Source organism: Parasphingorhabdus sp. NYA22, from assembly GCF_976973735.1.
In genome coordinates this window covers 2,785,758-2,804,497 of record NZ_OZ333477.1, presented here as the reverse complement: position 1 = coordinate 2,804,497, position 18,740 = coordinate 2,785,758, and the positions used below count along the sequence as shown (strand labels likewise).

At 57.5% G+C, this 18,740-nt stretch carries 18 protein-coding genes; 8 read left to right on the top strand and 10 right to left on the bottom strand.

The window, feature by feature from the left end; genetic code table 11:
* Window positions 1-272: 272 nt before the first annotated feature.
* Entirely contained in the window at window positions 273-2,738 is a 2,466-nt protein-coding gene (locus ACWFTY_RS13420; protein WP_447524693.1) for a TonB-dependent receptor, read from the bottom strand.
* 539 nt (window positions 2,739-3,277) lie between these two features.
* Here ACWFTY_RS13420 and ACWFTY_RS13415 point away from each other — a divergent pair.
* Both ACWFTY_RS13415 and ACWFTY_RS13410 read left to right on the top strand, forming a co-directional pair.
* A complete protein-coding gene (locus ACWFTY_RS13415; protein WP_447524692.1) occupies window positions 3,278-3,652 on the top strand; it encodes a hypothetical protein in 375 nt (124 codons plus the stop codon).
* A gap of 157 nt (window positions 3,653-3,809) precedes the next feature.
* A complete protein-coding gene (locus tag ACWFTY_RS13410; protein WP_447524691.1) occupies window positions 3,810-3,971 on the top strand; it encodes a hypothetical protein in 162 nt (53 codons plus the stop codon).
* A gap of 48 nt (window positions 3,972-4,019) precedes the next feature.
* Here the strand turns inward: ACWFTY_RS13410 and ACWFTY_RS13405 are convergent, their stop codons facing one another.
* The 3 genes from ACWFTY_RS13405 to hemW all read right to left on the bottom strand — a co-directional run bounded on the left by ACWFTY_RS13405 (window position 4,020) and on the right by hemW (window position 8,234).
* Window positions 4,020-4,952 carry a tyrosine recombinase XerC gene (locus tag ACWFTY_RS13405; protein ID WP_447524690.1) on the bottom strand — a complete coding sequence of 311 codons (933 nt, stop codon included), beginning with the start codon at window positions 4,950-4,952 and terminating at the stop codon, window positions 4,020-4,022.
* A gap of 217 nt (window positions 4,953-5,169) precedes the next feature.
* Window positions 5,170-6,957 carry a long-chain-acyl-CoA synthetase gene (locus ACWFTY_RS13400; RefSeq protein ID WP_447524689.1) on the bottom strand — a complete coding sequence of 596 codons (1,788 nt, stop codon included), beginning with the start codon at window positions 6,955-6,957 and terminating at the stop codon, window positions 5,170-5,172.
* Window positions 6,958-7,046: 89 nt separating this feature from the next.
* Window positions 7,047-8,234, bottom strand: a complete 1,188-nt coding sequence (hemW, locus tag ACWFTY_RS13395) for a radical SAM family heme chaperone HemW (RefSeq protein ID WP_447524688.1) — start codon at window positions 8,232-8,234, stop codon at window positions 7,047-7,049.
* On the opposite strand from hemW, the gene ACWFTY_RS13390 reads away from it, so the two are divergent.
* Window positions 8,229-8,888 (top strand): CAP domain-containing protein, encoded by a 660-nt coding sequence (locus ACWFTY_RS13390; protein WP_447524687.1) that lies wholly within the window; start codon window positions 8,229-8,231, stop codon window positions 8,886-8,888. The two genes, hemW and ACWFTY_RS13390, sit on opposite strands and share 6 nt — an antisense overlap.
* A gap of 95 nt (window positions 8,889-8,983) precedes the next feature.
* Here the strand turns inward: ACWFTY_RS13390 and rdgB are convergent, their stop codons facing one another.
* Together rdgB and rph are read right to left on the bottom strand one after the other, a co-directional pair.
* Entirely contained in the window at window positions 8,984-9,613 is a 630-nt protein-coding gene (rdgB, locus tag ACWFTY_RS13385) for an RdgB/HAM1 family non-canonical purine NTP pyrophosphatase (protein ID WP_447524686.1), read from the bottom strand.
* A 113-nt stretch (window positions 9,614-9,726) separates the two neighbouring features.
* Window positions 9,727-10,440 carry a ribonuclease PH gene (gene rph / locus ACWFTY_RS13380; RefSeq protein ID WP_339693106.1) on the bottom strand — a complete coding sequence of 238 codons (714 nt, stop codon included), beginning with the start codon at window positions 10,438-10,440 and terminating at the stop codon, window positions 9,727-9,729.
* Window positions 10,441-10,566: 126 nt separating this feature from the next.
* Here rph and hrcA point away from each other — a divergent pair, with 126 nt between their 5' ends.
* The 3 genes from hrcA to ACWFTY_RS13365 are packed head-to-tail and all read left to right on the top strand — an operon-like array spanning window position 10,567 to window position 13,243.
* The gene (hrcA, locus tag ACWFTY_RS13375; RefSeq protein WP_447524685.1) at window positions 10,567-11,616 is read left to right on the top strand and encodes a heat-inducible transcriptional repressor HrcA; all 1,050 of its coding nucleotides are present in this window, start codon (window positions 10,567-10,569) and stop codon (window positions 11,614-11,616) included.
* Window positions 11,617-11,638: 22 nt separating this feature from the next.
* The gene (gene grpE, locus ACWFTY_RS13370; RefSeq protein ID WP_447524684.1) at window positions 11,639-12,229 is read left to right on the top strand and encodes a nucleotide exchange factor GrpE; all 591 of its coding nucleotides are present in this window, start codon (window positions 11,639-11,641) and stop codon (window positions 12,227-12,229) included.
* A gap of 33 nt (window positions 12,230-12,262) precedes the next feature.
* Window positions 12,263-13,243 (top strand): cobaltochelatase CobT-related protein, encoded by a 981-nt coding sequence (locus tag ACWFTY_RS13365; protein ID WP_447524683.1) that lies wholly within the window; start codon window positions 12,263-12,265, stop codon window positions 13,241-13,243.
* 74 nt (window positions 13,244-13,317) lie between these two features.
* Here the strand turns inward: ACWFTY_RS13365 and ACWFTY_RS13360 are convergent, their stop codons facing one another.
* On the bottom strand, window positions 13,318-13,860 hold the full coding sequence (locus ACWFTY_RS13360; RefSeq protein ID WP_447524682.1) for a hypothetical protein: 543 nt from the start codon (window positions 13,858-13,860) through the stop codon (window positions 13,318-13,320).
* A 118-nt stretch (window positions 13,861-13,978) separates the two neighbouring features.
* Window positions 13,979-14,428 carry a hypothetical protein gene (locus ACWFTY_RS13355; protein WP_447524681.1) on the bottom strand — a complete coding sequence of 150 codons (450 nt, stop codon included), beginning with the start codon at window positions 14,426-14,428 and terminating at the stop codon, window positions 13,979-13,981.
* Between the two features lie 119 nt (window positions 14,429-14,547).
* On the opposite strand from ACWFTY_RS13355, the gene ACWFTY_RS13350 reads away from it, so the two are divergent.
* A complete protein-coding gene (locus ACWFTY_RS13350; RefSeq protein ID WP_447524680.1) occupies window positions 14,548-15,750 on the top strand; it encodes a PQQ-dependent sugar dehydrogenase in 1,203 nt (400 codons plus the stop codon).
* 15 nt (window positions 15,751-15,765) lie between these two features.
* Here ACWFTY_RS13350 and ACWFTY_RS13345 read toward each other — a convergent pair whose 3' ends face one another.
* Window positions 15,766-16,554, bottom strand: coding sequence for an SDR family oxidoreductase (locus ACWFTY_RS13345; protein ID WP_447524679.1), 789 nt, complete (start codon window positions 16,552-16,554; stop codon window positions 15,766-15,768).
* A gap of 91 nt (window positions 16,555-16,645) precedes the next feature.
* Window positions 16,646-17,773 (bottom strand): serine hydrolase domain-containing protein, encoded by a 1,128-nt coding sequence (locus ACWFTY_RS13340; RefSeq protein ID WP_447524678.1) that lies wholly within the window; start codon window positions 17,771-17,773, stop codon window positions 16,646-16,648.
* A 226-nt stretch (window positions 17,774-17,999) separates the two neighbouring features.
* On the opposite strand from ACWFTY_RS13340, the gene ACWFTY_RS13335 reads away from it, so the two are divergent.
* Complete coding sequence (locus tag ACWFTY_RS13335) at window positions 18,000-18,605, top strand: PadR family transcriptional regulator (protein ID WP_447524677.1); 606 nt, start codon at window positions 18,000-18,002, stop codon at window positions 18,603-18,605.
* The last annotated feature ends 135 nt before the right edge of the window (window positions 18,606-18,740 follow it).

The following is an 18,740-nucleotide window of genomic DNA, read 5'->3' as shown; positions in this document are numbered from 1 at the left end:
CAAATGCGTCGCATCAACGGTAGTATGGACCTGCGTCGAACTCCGGCTCGCATGGCCCAATGATTCCTGCAGGCTCCGCAAACCGCTAACTCCTTCTCCCATAGCGAGAGGATGAATCCCTGTCATTCCAGTCTCGTCATTGCGAGCGTAGCGCAGCAATCCAGAGCGGCCCGGGGCTGTGAATCATGGATTGCCGCCTCGTTCCGGATAACAGCATCAGGCCGGACAGCAGCTGCTGGTCCGGCCTGATGTGATCAACGGGAGAGTGTCGATCAGAATTTGAAGGCGGCTTCGACGAACAATTGCCGGCCGCGGTTCTGGGTGACTATGCGGTCATCGCCGCCAGCGGGCAGAAACGGCCGGTCGCCAACCGTGTTGGCCCATAGCTCGTTGGTCAGATTGACGCCGATCAGCGACAATTTCCACTTGCCGTCGGGCTCGCCGATCGAGACCGCGCCGTCGAGCGAGACATAGCTGTCCTGGACATAATCGGTGAAATTATTATTGCCGGCGAAATAGGACGAGCTGTAGGCGGCGTTGCCGTTCAGCCCGAACTCGATCGAATCTCCCATCGGCACGGTCCAGTCGAAAGCGATATTTCCCGACCATTTTGGTGCCCGCGCCGCGGTCCGGCCGTCGAGGTCGACGTCATCGGCGTTTCCGGGAATGCCGTCGGGGTCCTGCGATATGAACGTGTCGGTGAACTTGGCATCGGTATAGCCGAGCGCGCCGGAGAAGCTCAGCCCCTCGACCGGGGTGCGCCATGACCAGTCGAGGTCAAAGCCCTTGGTCGTCAGTTCGCCCGCATTGATGGTCAGGAAGCGGACCGCGGCGCCGTCGAAATTCTGCACCTGCAGATCATCGAAGACGAAATAGAAGGCCGACGTGTTGATCCGGAATGCGCCATTGCCGAGCATCGCCTTGACGCCGATTTCGCCGCCCTTGGCTGTTTCAGAGTCGTAGATAAGCGAACTCAGCGCCGCTGCGCGGGCCGCCTCGGGATCGGGATAGAGTCCCGGATATTGTTCTGCGAAACCGGGAACGACCAGCTGGATCGACGCGGTCGGCAGGCTGCTGTTGTCGACGCCGCCCGACTTGAAGCCGGTCTTGTACGATGCGTAAAAGTTGAGATCAGGGGTCGCCTGATATTTCAGCGTCACTTCCGGCGAGATATTGCTGTCGGAGAATTTGACCGGACCGGTCTGGAAGCCTTCGGGAACCACCAGGCCGATGCCGCCGACAATGCCGTTGAGGAAGGTCAGGGCATTGTGCACGAACGGGAAGGAGGTTCTGTGGGTCTTTTGCTCGTCGGTCCAGCGGACACCACCGGACAGTTCCAGCTGGTCGGTAATATCCAGGCTCATGCTGCCGAAGAAGGACAGGGCCTCGCTTTTTGTCGTGCGGTCGGCAACCCAGTCATAGGTGATACCGCGGGAATCGGGGAAAATGAACGAGCCGAGGAAGGCGTTTTGCGATGTCTGCAACGGCTGGCTGCGGCTTTCCCAGAAACCGCCGACCATGAAATTGAACATACCGTCAAAGTCGCTGGTCAGGCGGATTTCCTGCGTGTGTTGGGTGAGTGAATCGGTGAAAGGTGCGGGCAGGCCGCCGGGATCGCCATTGGCCAATATGCCGACATAGCTGAAGTGATCGGCATGCTCGTTATCGAGGTCGAGAAACCCGCTGACCGTCGACAGGGTCAGCGTGTCGCTGAGTTGCAGGTCCATCGCCAGCCGGACAAAGACGGTGTTGGTCTCGTTATAGGATTGGCCGGTGTAGCGATCCGCACCGGTGGTGCCGGGGGCGATGACCTGCAGGTCAGGATGGCCATCGGGATGGGGATAGAGTCCGTCCTGAATGTCGCAGGTGGCGTTGGACGGGATCGAAACGCCGGGCACCGCCAGAAGGACATCATCCGCGACACCATTGGCACCGCAATCAATATCGGAGTGACCCAGCAAACTGTCGCCTTGGTTATGATTATAGTTAAGTTTCAGGTTAGCGGAGAAATTATCTGTCGGATCCCATTGCAATGTGACCCGGCCGACAAAATTCTTCAGTCCCTTGCCCGAGTCGGCAAAGACCGACGGCGTGCCTGCTTCCAGCTCGACATATTTGTCGATATCCTGATATTGCGCCGCGACGCGAATGCCGAGCGTGTCACTGACCGGACCGGAAATATAGCCGCCCACCGTATAGCCTTGTTCTTCAAACTCGTAAGAGGCCTTGCCGCCGACTTCCCAGTCCGCGGTCGGATTGGCGGAGCGGACCGAGAATACACCCGCCGATGCGCTTTTACCGAAGAACAGGGATTGCGGACCTTTGAGAACGTCAATTTGTTCGACGTCGAAAAAGGACGCCTGAACCAGCCGCATGGTGCTGATCGATACGCCGTCAAAATCGAATGCTACGGCAGAGTCGAAGGCTGCGGAAATATTGGTCGTGCCAACGCCGCGCAAGCTGATCTGGCCACCAGCTCCCGAGCCACCGACTTGCACGTTCAGGGCCGGAATGCGGCTGACGACATCGGCAACTTCATTGACCTGGAATTTATCGAGCGTGTCACCGCCTATGGATGTAACCGTTACCGGTGTTTCCTGAAGCGTTTCATTTTGCTTGCGCGCTGTGACGATGATGATGTCGCTGCCGGTTTCATCTTCGATCAAATCCTGCGCTAAGGCTGGCGCGCTATAGCCGACAGCGCCAATGGCCACCGCCGAACTCATCAGTGCGGTCATGATTGATTTGCGTGAAAAAATTGATGCGTTGTAATGCGTTTCCTTATCCATTTCAAACTTCCTCCCTGGCGCAGATAAAACAGTCCTCGTTTCAGTTCACATATTCTCTTTTTAGATGGAATTATGGGACCTACTCTGCTGGCCAATAATGAGTGACGTTACGGAATGCGCTACTAACTAAAGAATTAGGCCATCGCGGAAAATGCCCCTTTTATGGTCATTTTACGCTAACCAATCTGACAGGGATGTTCGAAATTCGGCACCGCGCCCCATCGAAATAATTCTTGAAGATGAGTTCGGTCCTCGCTTCTCTCGCGCCACTGACATGAAGCCAAAGGCGCGGTTCCGCGCTAACAACGCGACGGGATCGCATATGTTTTCTGTTGCGCAGCCTGTAGGCCGACCGCCATCCCAAAGCTCACGCCCTGTCCCTTGGTACATATTGTGGTTCTTGCGCTCCGAATTTATTAATTCAGACTTACGGAAGGTTCCGGTTGGCTGAAAAGCACCCATTCGTTTCATCACGGACTGGGGGGCATATGCACTTTACCGATATTGCGAACAATCTTCTGACAGTTGCCGCAAAGCGCAACCAGATATTTGGTGACGAAATCTCTGACCTCGGGGAAGACACCTGGCTGGTGATGCTGAAATTATATGCCTGTCGGGATTGCGTGCCTGTCGTTCTTGAATCTTCGCTGACGGAAGTGATGCGCTTCCCGACAAATCTCGACCGCATCCTGTCGGTGCTGGCAAAACAGGATCTGGTAACCGGGAATATTTCCGAGACCGGAGTGGACCGGAGTTTCAAGATTACCGGCAAGGCCATTTCGACAATCGAACTGGTGTTGGATGTTGCGGCTGAACCAGCTTCTCCGACGGCTGAATATGAGGCTGGCGACAAAGCGGTATGACATTGCGCCTGCAGAATTTATCGTTACTTTTCTAGTGTATCCCAAGTAAATTTTGACTTTTGGCTCCCTTGGCTTCACTGTGCCGTTTGTGGAAATGATGGCTTGATATTGGAAGTCGTTACCATTGATATTCATATCAGTTGCAAAAGTGTTCGGGATGAAAAACGAAGATAAATTATCCGGCTTCATCCAGTTGCTCCAAGAGCTTCTGGTACAGCTAGACGAGCTACAACTGAGTGTCCCCGCGGTAAAGGTCGCCGAGGCGATCGATATTCTGACGCTAGCAATCCAAAATAACGCTTCCGACGACGCTGGTTGACACCGGTCTAATTCGTGTCCCGATGGTCCTGGTCGTTGCATCCGGAAATCACCCAGCCCGTGGATGGGCATTCTGGTAAACATCCAGCAAATGCGCCGCATCGACAGCGGTGTATACTTGCGTTGAACTCAGGCTGGCGTGGCCGAGCAATTCCTGCAGACTCCGTAAATCCGCACCGCCCGCCAGCAGATGCGTGGCAAAGCTGTGCCGCAAGGCGTGAGGGGTGGTTGTATCGGAGATACCGAGCTTGGTTCGTGCCTGCTGCACCACGCGACGGATCATATTGGGTGACAATGGCCCACCACGCTTGCCGCGGAATAATGGCGAACCGCTAATCTGGTCATTCTTGCAGCGAGCAAAATCCTGAGCAATGGGATAGGGACAGAGATCGATATAATGTTCGATCGCCTCGCGCACCTTGGGCAGCAAAGGCACGATCCGCACCTTGCTGCGCTTGCCGGTCACCCGCAATGTGTCGGACAGGGGCAGGACGTCGCCGGTCAGGTCGAGCGCTTCGCTGATCCGCAGACCCGAGCCGTAAAGCAGCAGCAACACCGCCCAGTCGCGCGCGCCAATCCAGTCCTCGCTGGCGCTGTCCTGTGCGTCGCCGGCCAGTGCCAATATATCATCGGGCGAAGCCGGACGCGGGACCCCGCGCCTGACCTTGGGGCCTTTGATCTTCGGTACCTGCGCCTCATCGCCGCCGACATGTTTCAGGAAGGCCCGGAGGGCCGACAATTCCCGCGCCGCGCTGTTGTTGGTCAGGCCGTCACCTCGGCGATAGGCAAGATAGGAACGGATATCGGCCTGCTTCACCGCCTTGATCTCCGCCGCGCCGATACCACTGCCAATATGCTCCATCAAAAAGGCGCAGAAACGTTCTGCGGTGATCACATAAGCCCGCACCGTATGCGACGACCGCCGCCGGTCGTCCCGGAGATAGGCCGAGAAGGCGTTGATGAGGGTTCTGCCGGTTTCCATTGGGGGAATCTAGCAGGTCACGGATTGAAGTCCAACTTTCCTCTCCCCTTGAGGGAGAGGATACCAAAGCCTTGGCAATTTATTGCTTAGGCGACGTTGGTGAGGGGGCTCTTGCCGCTCACCCCTCACCGAGTTTCGCTAGTGAACAAGTTCACAAGCTCCACTTGTTCTCTCCCTCAAGGGGAGAGGATGAATGCAGCGTCCGCCGCACCCGCTGCTACAACCAATATTCTCCCGATAGCAGCTTCTTATGTTCCGCCTTGGTCAGCTCGGCATAACCCTCCACATCCGGTTTGCAGAACCAGATCGGGTCCTTGATCCTGGCGACATCAAAGCCCTCCTTGACCAGTTCGACCTTGCGATATTTGAACGTGCCGGTGGTCTGCGCCTCCGGCTCGATCCGGATGAACAGAGGCACGGCATAAGGCGGCATTTCCGCGGCCAGAAAGACGCGCAGGCCCGAAATATCGAAATCATCCGCCACGGTCAGCGAGGCCATGCCGGCGCGGCCATCGGTGCCAGGGACTTCGACGCCATAGACATTGGCGGTCTTTATCCCGGGATATTGCGACAGCACTTCGGAGACTTCGTTGGTCGCGACATTCTCGCCCTTCCAGCGGAATGTATCGCCGATCCGGTCCTTGAAATAGATATAGCCGGAGCGGTCGCGGCTCATCAGGTCGCCGGAGCGGAACCAGGCGTCACCCTTTTCAAACACGTCGCGCAGGATTTTCTTCTCGGTCGCTTCCTTGTCCTGATAGCCGGAAAAATCGGACGGGCTGTCCTTGAAAATCCGCCCGATCAGTTCGCCCGCCTCATCCCAGTCCGCCTTGATGCAGAAGCCGTCGTCGCCGCGCACCGGCTGTTCTTCTGCAATATCGAATTTCACGATCCTGGTGTCGCCGAACTGCTTTTCCAGATATTTCGGTATCCGGCCGACCGCGCCGATCTTGCCGTCGAAATTCATCAGAAAGATATTGCCCTCGGTCGAGCCATAGATTTCGAGCAGCTTCGGCACCTGGAACCGGTCGACAAACTGCTGCCAGATATCCGAGCGCAGACCATTGCCGATGCCGACCCGGACCTTGTGAGAGCTTTGCTTGGGATTATCCGGCTGGTTCAGCAGATAGCGGCATAGCTCGCCAATATAGACGATCACCGTCGCGCCATAATCGGCCGCATCATCCCAATATTGGGATGCGGAAAATTTGCGTCGTAATATGACCGATGCGCCGCTGAGCAAAGCGCCGCCCATACCGATGAAGCCGCCGGTTACATGATAGAGCGGCAGGGTGATGTAAATGCGATCCTCCGGTGTCAGCGGGCAGGTCGAGATGGCAATGCGGAAGCTGCGGCGGGCGCGGGCATGGGAGATACGCGCTGCCTTGGGCAGTCCGGTGGTGCCCGATGTATAGACATAGAGAAACAGGTCCCTGCCGGTCATATGGGCGCGGTGGCTCTGGTCGGGGCGATCATCGGGCAATTCCGCCAATGCGCTGTTGAGGTCTTTACCGACTTCGCCCTCCCAGTCCCACAGCGCCGGCGATCCATCCAGCTGGGCTGCGATTTTCGATACCCTCGGTGCGAGATCCGCGGTGGTGATAACTGCCTTGGTCTCTACGATATTCAGGCAATGGGCAAGGCCTGTGCCTTCGAGATTGCTGTTGATCAGGGCAGTGACGATCCCGACCTTGGACAGGCCGAACCAGGTGGCGACAAAATCGGGCGCATTTTCCATGAACAGGGCGACCGTGTCTCCCGCCTGATAGCCTTGTGCCAGCGCCCAGTGGGCGATCCGGTTGGCGCGCGCCTCAAACTCCGCATAGGTGACCGTGTCGTCTTCAAAATGAAAGGCGATATTGTCGGGAAAGCTGTCGATCGTGGCTTCGATATCGTCGGTGATCAGGATAGGAGCGTCCGCGTCAATATCCTTGACCAGAGCCATCACGCTTTTGAGCGACTGTGTGAAATGGAGCTCGCGCTTGATGACGCTGAATATTCCCATGACTTCTCTCTCCTCAGACCTGAAGCGAGTGTGACAGGTAAGTTGATAATATTCAACGCCCGTAGGACGATAGAACATAGCGTGCGATTTCAGATGTCGGCGATGATCTTTGGCAACAGCGCATCGAGCAGCGGCATGCCCCTGGGAGAAATTGTCAGCCGTCCGCCCGCCGCGTCGAGCAGGCCCAGTCCGCTGAGATGATTCACGGATTTCTGGTCCACCATCTGCGCTGCCGCCAGCCCGGTCTTCTCTGCGAGCGCGTCCAAATCGACGCCCTCGGCCAGCCGCAGCCCCATCATCAGCGCTTCCATCGCCCGCGTCTCAGGTGACAGCGCCTGTTCGACCTTCAGCCCGTTGCCGTTGCGCTCCACCGCAGAGAGAAAATTCTCCGGCTTCTTGTGCCGCTCGGTTGCGCTGTCGAGTCGTCGCCCATGCGCGCCGGGGCCGATGCCGACATAATCCTCATAGCGCCAGTAAGTCAGATTGTGACGGCTTTCCTGACCCGGCTTCGCGTGATTGCTGATCTCGTAGGCGGGCAGGCCGGCTGCGGTCATGATGCTGCGATTCAGTTCGAACAGATCGGCGCAATGATCATCATCGGCCGGCACCAGCTTGCCGGTGCGCACCAAGGTCTCGAACCGCGTGCCGGGCTCGATGGTCAACTGATAGAGCGAGAGATGCCCGGTGCCGAAGCTTAGCGCGCGGTCCAGTTCTTTCTGCCAGTCTTCGAGAGACTGCCCGGGGCGGGCGTAGATCAGGTCAAAGCTGACCCGGTCGAATGCCTGTTGCGCAGTGTCGAGCGCCGCCAGCCCTTCCTCGACATCATGCGCACGGCCCAGAAATTCGAGCGTCTGGTCATCCAGCGACTGCAGGCCGAGCGACACCCGGTTTACGCCCGCCTCAGCCAGATCGTGAAAATTCGCTGCCTCGACCGACGACGGATTGGCTTCCAGCGTGATTTCGGTATTTTCCTCGAAACCCCACAGACGCTCCGCCGCCGCGATCAGTGTTTCGACCAACGCCGGTGGCATCAGAGAGGGTGTGCCGCCACCAAAGAAGATACTCGACAGCTTGCGCCCCGGCGTCAGCGCCGCTTCATGCGCCATATCGGCGAGCAAGGCCGCTTGCCAGGCCACGAGGTCAACCTGTTCGCGAACATGGCTGTTAAAGTCGCAATAGGGGCATTTGGAGACGCAGAATGGCCAATGGACATAGAGGGCCAGCGGCCCTGTAGCGGACTTGTTAACTGTTGGCTTCCTATGGTCTCGTTCATGCATATATTCCGCGCCCTTAGCCCTATCTTTGCGATCGCGCCACTATTAGCGGCCTGTTCCGTCATCCCGCCGCAAATCCCCTATCAGGATGCGGCGATGCAACCGCCAGCCGCAGGCAAGCTGGAGCCGCGCGTGCTTGCAGGTCCTGCGCCGCGCAGCATTCCAGCGCCTGCACCGCGCGCCGTCCAGGCTCCCGCAGCGCGGCCGCTCAGCCCTTTGCAAAGTGTGATGATGCGCGCCCATAATCAAACACGGGCCAAGGTCGGCGCGCCGGATCTGCTGTGGAGCGACGAATTGGCGAGGGATGCTGCGACCTATGCCCGCTCGATGGCCCGCACTGGCCGGTTCGGGCATGATAGCCAGTCCAGAAGCAGCGAACGGCAAGGCGAAAACCTGTGGATGGGCACGCGCAACGCTTATGATCATATGGATATGGTCGGTTCCTGGGTCGAGGAAGATCGCTATTTCAAGCCGGGCCGCTTTCCCGAAAACAGCACCACCGGCAACTGGGGTGACATCGGCCATTATACCCAGATAATCTGGCCTACGACCCGGCGAGTCGGCTGCGCTTTGGCCAGCAGCGGTCACTTCGATTATCTCGTCTGTCGCTATAGCCCGGCGGGCAATGTGATGGGCAGGGATCCGTTGCGGGGGTAGGTTAACCCGTCATGCCGGCGAAGGCTGGAATCCAACCCGCTTACGGGAGTCTCACGACCCTCGGTTTGGGCCCCAGCCTTCGCTGGGGTGACAGTTTAAAAACAGCTTTCGACCAGTTTCCGGAACGCATCCGCCCGATGGCTCATCGCCTGTTTCTGCGCCGGATCAAGTTCTGCAAATGTCTCGGTAAAACCAATCGGCTGGAACACCGGATCATAGCCAAAGCCCAGTTTTCCGCGCGGCGGCCAGACGAGATTGCCCTCTACGCGCCCTTCGAAGATTTCGGAATGCCCATCGGGCCAGGCCAGCGCCAATGTGCAGGCAAAATAGGCGCTGCGGTCGACGTCGGGGCCTTGTTCGGCAAGCTTTCCCTCGACCTTGCCCATCGCCATATACCAGTCGCGGCCCGGTTCACCCTCGAACCATTGGCGCTCGGCCCAGTCGGCGGTGTAAACCCCCGGCTTGCCGCCCAGCGCCGCAACGCACAGCCCGCTATCATCGGCCAGAGCCACGCAATCCGCACCCTCGGCGCTCGCGCGCGCCTTGAGCAGCGCGTTTTCGGCGAAGGTCGTTCCGGTTTCTTCCGGCTCGGGCAATCCCAGATCACCCGCCGACACCGGCTCGATGCCATAAGGCTCGAGCAACGCCCGGATTTCGCGGACCTTGCCCTGGTTGTGGCTGGCGATGATCAGGCGTCCGGGGGCGAGTTTGCGGTGGGTGGTCATCTGTTTCTCACATTTTCGTCATCCTGAACTCGTTTCAGGACCCCTTGAGACCGCGCACAGCCTTTGGAGGTCCTGAAACAAGTTCAGGATGACGATTTCTTTTCTTCTAAATCCTAACCAACCGCCTTGTCCTGCGCCTCGAAAATCTGGCCACAGCCGATTTTCGCCAGTCGCATCAGCCGCATCAGCCCTTCGTCGTCAAAGGTCTGGCCCTCGGCAGTGGCTTGTGCTTCAGCGATATTGCCATCACCGGTCAGCACGAAATTGGCGTCGGCGCCGGCGTTGCTGTCCTCGTCATAGTCGAGATCGAGCACAGGCGTGCCGTCGAAGATACCGCAGCTGATCGCGGCGATCTTCTGCTGGATCGGGTCTTCCTTGAGCACTTTCTGGTCGAGCAGGCCGTTGACCGCCAGCCGCAGCGCCACCCAAGCACCGCTGATAGAAGCCGTCCGCGTGCCGCCATCGGCCTGGATCACATCGCAATCGAGCGTAATCTGCCGCTCGCCGAGCTTCTTGAGATCGACGACCGAGCGCAAAGAGCGCCCGATAAGCCGCTGAATTTCCTGCGTTCTGCCGGACTGCTTGCCGCGAGCCGCTTCGCGCGATCCACGGGTATGGGTGGCGCGGGGCAGCATCGAATATTCGCCGGTCACCCAGCCGGTACCCTTGCCGCGCATCCATGGTGGCAGGCTCGTTTCAACGCTGGCGGTGCACAATACCCGCGTATCGCCAAAGCTGATCAGGCAGCTTCCTTCGGCATGTTTGGTAAATCCGGTTTCGATGGAAATGGCGCGCATTTCGTCCGGCGCACGGCCCGATGGTCGCATAGTTTGATCCTTTTTAGAGTTGGCGCGTCCTTAACCTCTCGCAACGGGCGAGGCAATCCCTCCTCCTCTCCCAGTCGGAGAGGAGTAGTGCTGGAAACCTATCGAGATTCATCCTATCTAATAGTCATGACCAACACGCCGATCACCGAGATGACCACCCGAGCGCAGGATATTTTCCGCGTTGTCGTGGAATCCTATCTCGACACCGGTGCGCCGGTCGGGTCGCGGACCATTTCCAAGGCCCCCGGTCTTGAGCTTTCCCCCGCTTCGATCCGCAATGTCATGCAGGATCTCGAGGAACTGGGCCTGCTCGCCGCGCCGCATACCAGCGCCGGACGGATGCCGACCGAACTCGGGCTGCGATTGTTTGTCGACGGCATGATGCAGGCGGCGGTCCCGACGCAGCAGGAGCGCGACGCGATCGAGAGCCAGATTACCGAACAGGGCCCGGTCGAGGATGCCCTGCGCGCCACGACATCGATCCTGTCCGGACTGTCCTCCTGCGCCGGTCTGGTGCTGGTGCCCAAGCGCGAGCCGTTGCTCAAGCAATTCAGTTTCGTCAAATTGTCCGAAGGGCAGGGGCTTGCGATCCTCGTTTCCCAGGACGGCGGCGTTGAAAACCGCGTGCTCGACCTGCCACCCGGTGTGTCGGAATCGGCGCTCGTCGAAGCCGGCAATTATCTCACCGCCCGCTATGGCGGTAAGACGCTCAGCCAAGCGCTGGCGACCGTGGGCGGCGAGATCAGCGCCGGCGAACTGGCGATCGACAAGGCGTCGGAAGAACTGGTCAGGGCGGGCATGGTCACCTGGAGCCGCGATCCGGCGGACCGGCCGGTATTGATCGTCCGCGGACAGGCGAATCTGCTGCAGGACAATAGCGCTCTCGAGGATCTCGATCGGGTGCGGCGCTTGCTCGACGAGCTTGAAGCCAAGCAGGAAATTGCCCGTCTGCTCGACAACGCCCGCGACGCCGAGGCAGCGAAAATATTTATCGGCGCAGAGAATAAATTATTCTCCCTTTCCGGCTCATCTGTGATAGCGGCGCCCTACAAAGACGGCGACGGACAGGTGGTTGGCGTGGTCGGCGTAATCGGTCCGACAAGGTTGAATTATGCCCGCGTGGTACCCATGGTAGACTTTACCGCGCAAACCCTGTCGCGTTTGTTGACCAAATGATCAAAATAGAGTGACCCAAGCAATGAGTGATAACAAGCAGAACCCCGGACAAACTGACGCCGATGCCGCCGCCGAGCTGGACGGGGTGCCGGAGTCGATGAAAGACGGCGGTGAAGGCCAGTCTTCTCAACCCGAAAATTCCGACAACCGTATCGAAGCCCTGGAAACCGAACTGGCCGATGCCCAGCAGGCGGTTCTTTACGCCCAGGCCGAGACCCAGAACGTCCGCCGCCGCCTTGAAAAAGACGCGCAAGACGCCCGCGCCTATGCCGCCACCGGCTTTGCCCGCGACATGCTCTCGGTAATGGACAATATGCAGCGCGCCCTCGAAGCGATTCCCGCCGAAGTGAAGGACGAGGAAAAGTGGAAGGGCCTGATCAACGGCATCGAAGCCACCGGCCGCGAGCTGCAATCCGTGTTCGAGAAAAACGGCATCAAGCGCGTCGCCTCTGTCGGCCTCCCGCTCGACCCCAACCAACACCAGGCGATGGTCGAAATTCCGACCGCTGATAAAGAACCCGGCACGATCGTGCAGGAAATGCAGGCTGGTTATATGATCAAGGATCGGTTGCTGCGGCCGGCATTTGTCGGGGTGGCGAAGAAGCCGGAGTGATGTTGTTGGCGATAAACCACTGATGCTAGTTCGGTGACCTTTTATTGGTTGCTAATAGGTTTTGGCGTTGCTCCATTGATCTATCAATATGTTTTTAAACGATATTTTGGATCGAGGCCTGTTAAGGATCTGCCTGAAGGTTCAGCTTATCGCGTTTATACCGACAGGTTTGACACAATACTGGACGCTAAGCATTATCCTGAATTTCTTCACGCGCGGTCTGAACCAAATGCGAATTACGTTGCCGAAGCGATAGATGAGCGGCCGATCAGGCAAGGCGATTGGCAGGAACTCGTTAATGAATGTGACGACTTGTTCAAAGCGTTAAGCGGCAAGTGGCTTTCTCTCGAAGCCGATATCGATATGCTTAAAAGTCAGGCGCACGACACGGCAATAACGCTTTTGATAGACCAATCGGGTTCCTTGCTGGGCGATAAAATCTTGCATCTGGCTGCCGCGACCAAGTGGCTGGCGCATGAGTTTGAAAAACGAGATATTGCTTTTGAAATTTTGGGTTTCACGACGTCGATGTGGAAAGGCGGGCAGTCGCGGAAACAATGGTTGGCGGATGGGCGGCCGGAATATCCTGGGCGGCTCAATGATCTGCTGCATATAGTCTACAAGCCATTTGATGATACGCTCTCAGAAGATGCCATTAGAACTATGGCGCATCCCCAATTGCTACGAGAAAATGTTGATGGTGAGGCTATCCAGTGGGCTGCCGATCGACTGGAGAGCCGCAAGGAAGACGGAAAGATTCTGGTGATTGTCTCGGATGGAGCGCCGGTGGACGATTCCACCTTGGTACAAAATGGACCGAGCTTCATGGTCCGCCACCTGTCGGCTGTTCGGGATGCGATTGCAGATGCCGGTTCGATCCAATTGGGCGGCGTGGGCATTGGCTATGACGTCGGTCAATATTATGCCGTGTCGGAAAGCGATAAGGATTTAACCAAGATACCCAAAAGGATCATCGAAGTCTGCAAGGCGCTCGCGCTGCACGCAGGCAAATGAGGAAGCTATCGTGATCCGTCAGGCTAGCGCACGCCGGCATCCAGCCCGCTTATGGGGATCTCACCACCCTTGGATTAGCCCCCGGCCTTCGCTGGGGTGACGGAGGTCTTCGCCGGCTGAGATGTGCAAGATGGTTTGGGGCTGATGTCCAGCATCGTCAGTTCGTTCTCCGCTTTTGCGATACCGATCCGAACATTTCTCAAGTCATCCATCGACATAGCCGTTATTTTTCGGACTGGAGGCTGGCAGATTTGAGCGGCATTTTCGAATAAGATAATGATTTCAGATCCGCGCGTTGCCCAACTCATCTCAGAGTGCGCAATTTCGGATCTAAACTGAGCGAACGGCTTGAATGCGGTCAAGCGCACCTTCATCTTTTTAGCGAGCTTCGATGGATTTTCGTCTTGATCGAGCAGCTTTTTCATCTGATCGATTTTTTGAGAAAGCATCATCGCCGGTTTCTGGAACAGTGAAATCTGATTGAACAGCCATCGCTCCACAGATGCGCATTCAGCGATAATCTTGCTATGCAGAATATGTGCCTCATCCATATTGAATGTGGTTGAAAGCTCGCTCACGGCTTGGACCGCTTTGATATCGAGAGACATATCATTCATCGCGCATCTCTAGCGCAAATCATTGAATATATTCTAAACGAGGGCAGGCATGTAAGAACCCGTCTTGCCAGCGAAGGCTGGCACCCAGCCCGCTTATGGGAGTCTCGCTACCCTTGGTTTAGGCCCCAGCCTTAAATGGCATGACGGGGCGAACCGCGATCCGCGCAAACACCCAGCCGCCAAGCGCACCCGCGAACACCTGCCCCAGAAAGCCCATGGTCGATCGCGCGCCGCTGATCGGGATGGTCTGGAACACCATATACATGGCGCCGAGCGTGACCGCGATCGCGGCAGCGCCGGCAATCGGATAGGCGACACGGGCCAGATTTGGCAGAAAGCGCTTCAGGATCGTGGCAATCAGAAAGCCGGCCAGCAAGGCGATGGCGATAATCGCCAGATAGGCGACCATGTTGGAAATATCGAACAGCGTCATGTTCAACCGGTCGCCGATGCTCACAGGAATATCGTGCATGGCGATGACAGATTGGGAATTCAGCACGGACCCGACGATATAGGTCGCCAGTGCCGCCGCAATCAGGCCCAAAATCCATCGAACAAAGCGCGCCATAAAATTCTCCTGTCAGCAATTTAACCTAAATGCTTTGTTGTGACTAGCAAGGGGTGATTTAGAGAGGCTGGCCAGACCGGATAAAGTTGATAGACTGTGCGATCCAGCAGGGGGCCAATATGCGAAACTTCAAGATCATCCTTTCCGTAATCGCAATAGGCGCACTGGCGGCCTGTTCGAACCAGGGCGCTTCTTCAGACGGCGTAAAAACCAGTGAAGCCGCTGGCCGTGTCGATCCGGCTCCGGTCAATTATACGCTTGAAACAGTCGCTGACGGTCTCGATCATCCCTGGTCGCTGGCGTTCCTGCCGGATGGCAATATGCTGGTGACCGAGCGTAGCGGCAAGCTCAAGCAGGTCGCTCCCGATGGGACTACGACGGTAGTCTATGATTTTGCCAGCGGCGATGAACATCCCAAGGTGCATAATGCTTCGGGTGCCCAAGCCGGTTTGTTTGACGTGGCCCTGCACCCGGATTTTGCAGATAACGGCCTGTTGTATATTTCTTATGCGGCGGAGCAGGGCGATGGCACCAACACGCTTTCGCTGATGCGATTTGAATATAGCAATACGGACGGAAAGCCGCGGATCAGCAACGGCCAGCAGATATTCGCCGCCTCGCCCAGCCGGGTCCAGGGCAATCACTATGGCGCGCGGATCATCTTCCTTCCCGACGGGACGTTGATGATGCCTGTGGGCGATGCATTCCACTTCCGCGAACAGGCGCAAAAGCTGGACAGTCATTTCGGCAAGATCATCCGGTTGAATGACGATGGTTCGGTGCCAGCGGACAATCCCTTTGTCGGACAGGAAGGCGCGTTGCCGGAAATCTGGAGCTATGGTCACCGCAATCCGCAGGGGATCATTCTCGCGGCTGATGGGCGTGTCTTTGAAAATGAACATGGCCCGGCCGGCGGTGATGAAATCAATGTTATCAAAGCGGGGGTCAATTATGGCTGGCCGACGGCCTCTTACGGGCTGGATTATTCCGGTGGCCGGATTTCGCCTTATGAAGCTTTCGAAGGCACCGAACAGTCGCTGGTCCACTTCACGCCGTCGATCGCGCCTTCAGGCTTTGCCCAATATGCGGGAGAGGCATTTCCGGACTGGAATGGCGATCTTTTCCTTTCGGCGCTGGCGCTCAAACATGTGCGCCATGTGAATATGAACGCCGATGGCTCGCTAGGGAAACAGACTGAACTATTTGGCGAGCTGGACACGCGCTTTCGGGATGTCCGGACCGGTCCTGACGGATTTCTATACCTGCTGACCGAAGTGCCAGACGGTCCGACCAGCAAGATTTTGCGTGTGCGACCGAAATAGTCGCGCACACCGCCGCTAGAAAATTGAATTGCCCATGCCGCCGTCGACGACCAGACTCTGGCCGGTGGCGTAACCAGCCATTTCGCTGCAGAACATCGCGACAAACATGCCCATATCTTCCGCGTCGCCAAAGCGCCCGACCGGTATCCGTACCTGCTTGACGAATTTGGCGACTTCCTCGTCATAGCTGGTGCCGTTGGCCTCCGCCTGGCTGTCGAACATTCCTCTTATCCCGTCGGTATGGTGCATGCCGGGCAGGATATTGTTGATCGTGACACCATGTTTGGCGACCTGTTTCGCCACGGCGACTGTATAGTTGACCAGCGCTGCACGCGGCGGCCCCGACAGCACCCGCATCGCGGCCGGATATTTGGCGGCACCGGTCGCGATATTGACGATGCGGCCCCATTTGCGCTCGACCATGCCGTCGATCACCGATTTGATGAATTCCACCGGGCTGAGCAGTGTCAGCGACAGCGCTTCCTCCCATTCCGCGCGGCCGACGGTGCGGAAATCGCCGGAGAAAGGGGGAGGGGAACAGGTGGCGACCAAAATGTCCGGGCTGGGACAGACGGACAGGATCGTCTCGCGGCCCTCGTCACTGCTGTGGTCGGCAACAATCGGCGTGATCTTGGCACCGGTTTCGCGGGCCAGCTCTTCGCAAGTCTGGTGCAGCCGCTCTTCGCCGCGCGCGGTGACGAACAATTCGGTCTTCTCCCGGGCCAGTGCCAGCGCCGCTCCACGCCCAAGGCCGGCGCTACCGCCATTTACCAGTGCAATTCGTCCCGCAATTCCCAAATCCATATCGGCCTCTATCCTGATAGGTTGAGTTGCTGTTCTAGCGGGAGCGTCGCGCCGTGCCGACTAGCCATAGTGGGGAAGGCATAGCCTTGGATCAGGCCATCGACATATACATCGCCGCCGCCAGCCCGAAGCCTCTCGGATCGCCCAACAGGCCAGATTCCATCTTGTTCATCACATAGGAAAAACACAGCCGCGCGTCCTGATCGATGATCACCGACGACCCGCCATAGCCGCCCCAGAAAGCCGTGTTGGCATTGGGGCTGATCGGCGTCGCCGGATTGTTCAGGCCATAGCCCATGCCAAAGGTCAGCGGCAGGCCGAGCACCAGATCGGTGCCTTCGCTCTGTTTCTCGAATATGCGTTTCGTTCCGGCTTCGGACATGATGGTCTTGCCGAATGCTTGGCCACCATTGGCCATGGCGGTTTGGGCGCGGACGATGCTGCGGGCATTGCCCTGACCATTGGCGGCGGGGATTTCCGCCGCGCGCCACTTCCGCTTTCTCGGTTCGGTGGCATCGACGCCGGGATTGGCGAAGGTACGGCCCGCAATTGAATCCGGATCGGGCGCAGGGCCGCTCTTCGGCGGGACGAGATTGCCGATGCGCGTGTCGAGCGCTTCATCCGCGCCGATATGGAAATCCGCGCCGGTTGGCTCGGCGATTTCCTGACGGAAGAAATTGCCGATCGTCTGGCCGGTCACCCGGCGGACGATTTCGCCGATCAAATGGCCTTGGGTCAGGGCATGATAGCCCGATTGGGTGCCCGGTTCCCACCAAGGCTCCTGTTTTGCCAGAGCGGTTGTCATCCACTCCCAGTCATAGAGCGCATCGCCATCGACCTTTTTGTCCATGCCCGACAGGCCGGCATTATGGCTCAGAAAATGCCGGACTTCGACCGCTTTTTTACCACTTTGGGCGAATTCCGGCCAATATTTGCCGGCCGGTGCATGAAGATCGACCTCGCCGCGATCGGCGAGCAAGAGCAGCGACATTGCCGCCATCGTCTTGGTGCTCGACCAGACGTTGACCAGCGTATCTTCCTGCCATGGCTGAGTGCGTTCCTCGTCGAGATGGCCACCCCAAAGGTCGACGACAAATTCGCCATCCAGCGTGATCGCAACCGAAGCGCCGAGATCGTCATGCTCGCTGAAATTATTCTCGAATGCCGCTTTGACCGCTGCAAAGCGGGGGTCGCAGGTGCCGTGTATCGGGGCTGTCATTGATCTCTCCATCCAGACTTTAACTGTTCGATTAACAGTTTGTGGACGCGAGTCCAATATCTTTAAAGCGGGGCACCATCTTTGATGGACCAGGATTAGGCAAAATATTCCAACATTTTTTCAGAGACTTGCACGTTTTTCCGCGGTTCACTATTGCAAAGACCCATTTAAGATATATCTTAAGAACATCTTATAAATGTAGAAAGATTTGAAAATGAGACATGGAATGAAATTTGGAACCGGAGGCCCCGAGGGGTCCGGACGTGGATCTGGCCGTGGTCGCGGCCGCGGAAGAGGCGGACCGCCTGGCGAGAAATTCGCCCGGGCCTTTGCCCAGGCTGCTTTTGAAGGCGGCAAGGGCAAAAGACGCGCACGGATGTTCCGGCGCGGAGAACTGAAGCTCCTGGCCTTGCACCTTATCGCGGAAGAACCGCGGCACGGCTATGATCTGATCCGTCAGGTCGAGGAACTGACCGGCGGCCATTATGCGCCCAGTCCGGGGATCGTCTATCCGACGCTGACCCTGATGGCGGAAATGGACCTGATCGACGAAAAGGTCGATGACGACGGCAAGAAAATCTATTCGATCACCGAAGCGGGTTCCGCCCGGTTGGCCGAGGACGAGGCGCATATCGCCGAAATTCTGGCAAGGCTGGAAGGTGTGTCGAAGATGGACGAGGCCAGCGACGGTGCGTCGATCCGCCGGGCCGTCCACAATCTCAAAAGCGCCATCCGCATCCGGCTGGTTGATCAAGAGAAAGGATCAGACAAGATCCTGGAGGTTGCGGCGATTATCGACGAAGCCGCGAGCAAGATCGAACGGTTGAAATAATATAAGCCGGCTCTTTTTTCGGAACCAATTTCCAAAATAGATATCAAATAACAGAAATATAGAGGCATTACCTAAGATTATATCTTAGATAATGCCTTTGTCTGTTCGGAATGGCAAAGATGCTTCAAAATCTTC

Excerpts from the sequence above, each read along its gene's own strand:
- grpE (WP_447524684.1), top strand. The coding sequence starts at position 11,639 with ATGAGTGATAACAAGCAGAACCCCGGACAAACTGACGCCGATGCCGCC.
- ACWFTY_RS13410 (WP_447524691.1), top strand. The coding sequence starts at position 3,810 with ATGAAAAACGAAGATAAATTATCCGGCTTCATCCAGTTGCTCCAAGAG.
- ACWFTY_RS13350 (WP_447524680.1), top strand. The coding sequence starts at position 14,548 with ATGCGAAACTTCAAGATCATCCTTTCCGTAATCGCAATAGGCGCACTG.
- ACWFTY_RS13360 (WP_447524682.1), bottom strand. The coding sequence starts at position 13,860 with ATGAATGATATGTCTCTCGATATCAAAGCGGTCCAAGCCGTGAGCGAG.
- ACWFTY_RS13345 (WP_447524679.1), bottom strand. The coding sequence starts at position 16,554 with ATGGATTTGGGAATTGCGGGACGAATTGCACTGGTAAATGGCGGTAGC.
- ACWFTY_RS13400 (WP_447524689.1), bottom strand. The coding sequence starts at position 6,957 with ATGGGAATATTCAGCGTCATCAAGCGCGAGCTCCATTTCACACAGTCG.
- rdgB (WP_447524686.1), bottom strand. The coding sequence starts at position 9,613 with ATGACCACCCACCGCAAACTCGCCCCCGGACGCCTGATCATCGCCAGC.
- ACWFTY_RS13405 (WP_447524690.1), bottom strand. The coding sequence starts at position 4,952 with ATGGAAACCGGCAGAACCCTCATCAACGCCTTCTCGGCCTATCTCCGG.
- hrcA (WP_447524685.1), top strand. The coding sequence starts at position 10,567 with ATGACCAACACGCCGATCACCGAGATGACCACCCGAGCGCAGGATATT.
- ACWFTY_RS13340 (WP_447524678.1), bottom strand. The coding sequence starts at position 17,773 with ATGACAGCCCCGATACACGGCACCTGCGACCCCCGCTTTGCAGCGGTC.
- ACWFTY_RS13355 (WP_447524681.1), bottom strand. The coding sequence starts at position 14,428 with ATGGCGCGCTTTGTTCGATGGATTTTGGGCCTGATTGCGGCGGCACTG.
- ACWFTY_RS13415 (WP_447524692.1), top strand. The coding sequence starts at position 3,278 with ATGCACTTTACCGATATTGCGAACAATCTTCTGACAGTTGCCGCAAAG.
- ACWFTY_RS13335 (WP_447524677.1), top strand. The coding sequence starts at position 18,000 with ATGAAATTTGGAACCGGAGGCCCCGAGGGGTCCGGACGTGGATCTGGC.
- ACWFTY_RS13390 (WP_447524687.1), top strand. The coding sequence starts at position 8,229 with ATGCATATATTCCGCGCCCTTAGCCCTATCTTTGCGATCGCGCCACTA.
- hemW (WP_447524688.1), bottom strand. The coding sequence starts at position 8,234 with ATGCATGAACGAGACCATAGGAAGCCAACAGTTAACAAGTCCGCTACA.
- ACWFTY_RS13420 (WP_447524693.1), bottom strand. The coding sequence starts at position 2,738 with ATGACCGCACTGATGAGTTCGGCGGTGGCCATTGGCGCTGTCGGCTAT.
- rph (WP_339693106.1), bottom strand. The coding sequence starts at position 10,440 with ATGCGACCATCGGGCCGTGCGCCGGACGAAATGCGCGCCATTTCCATC.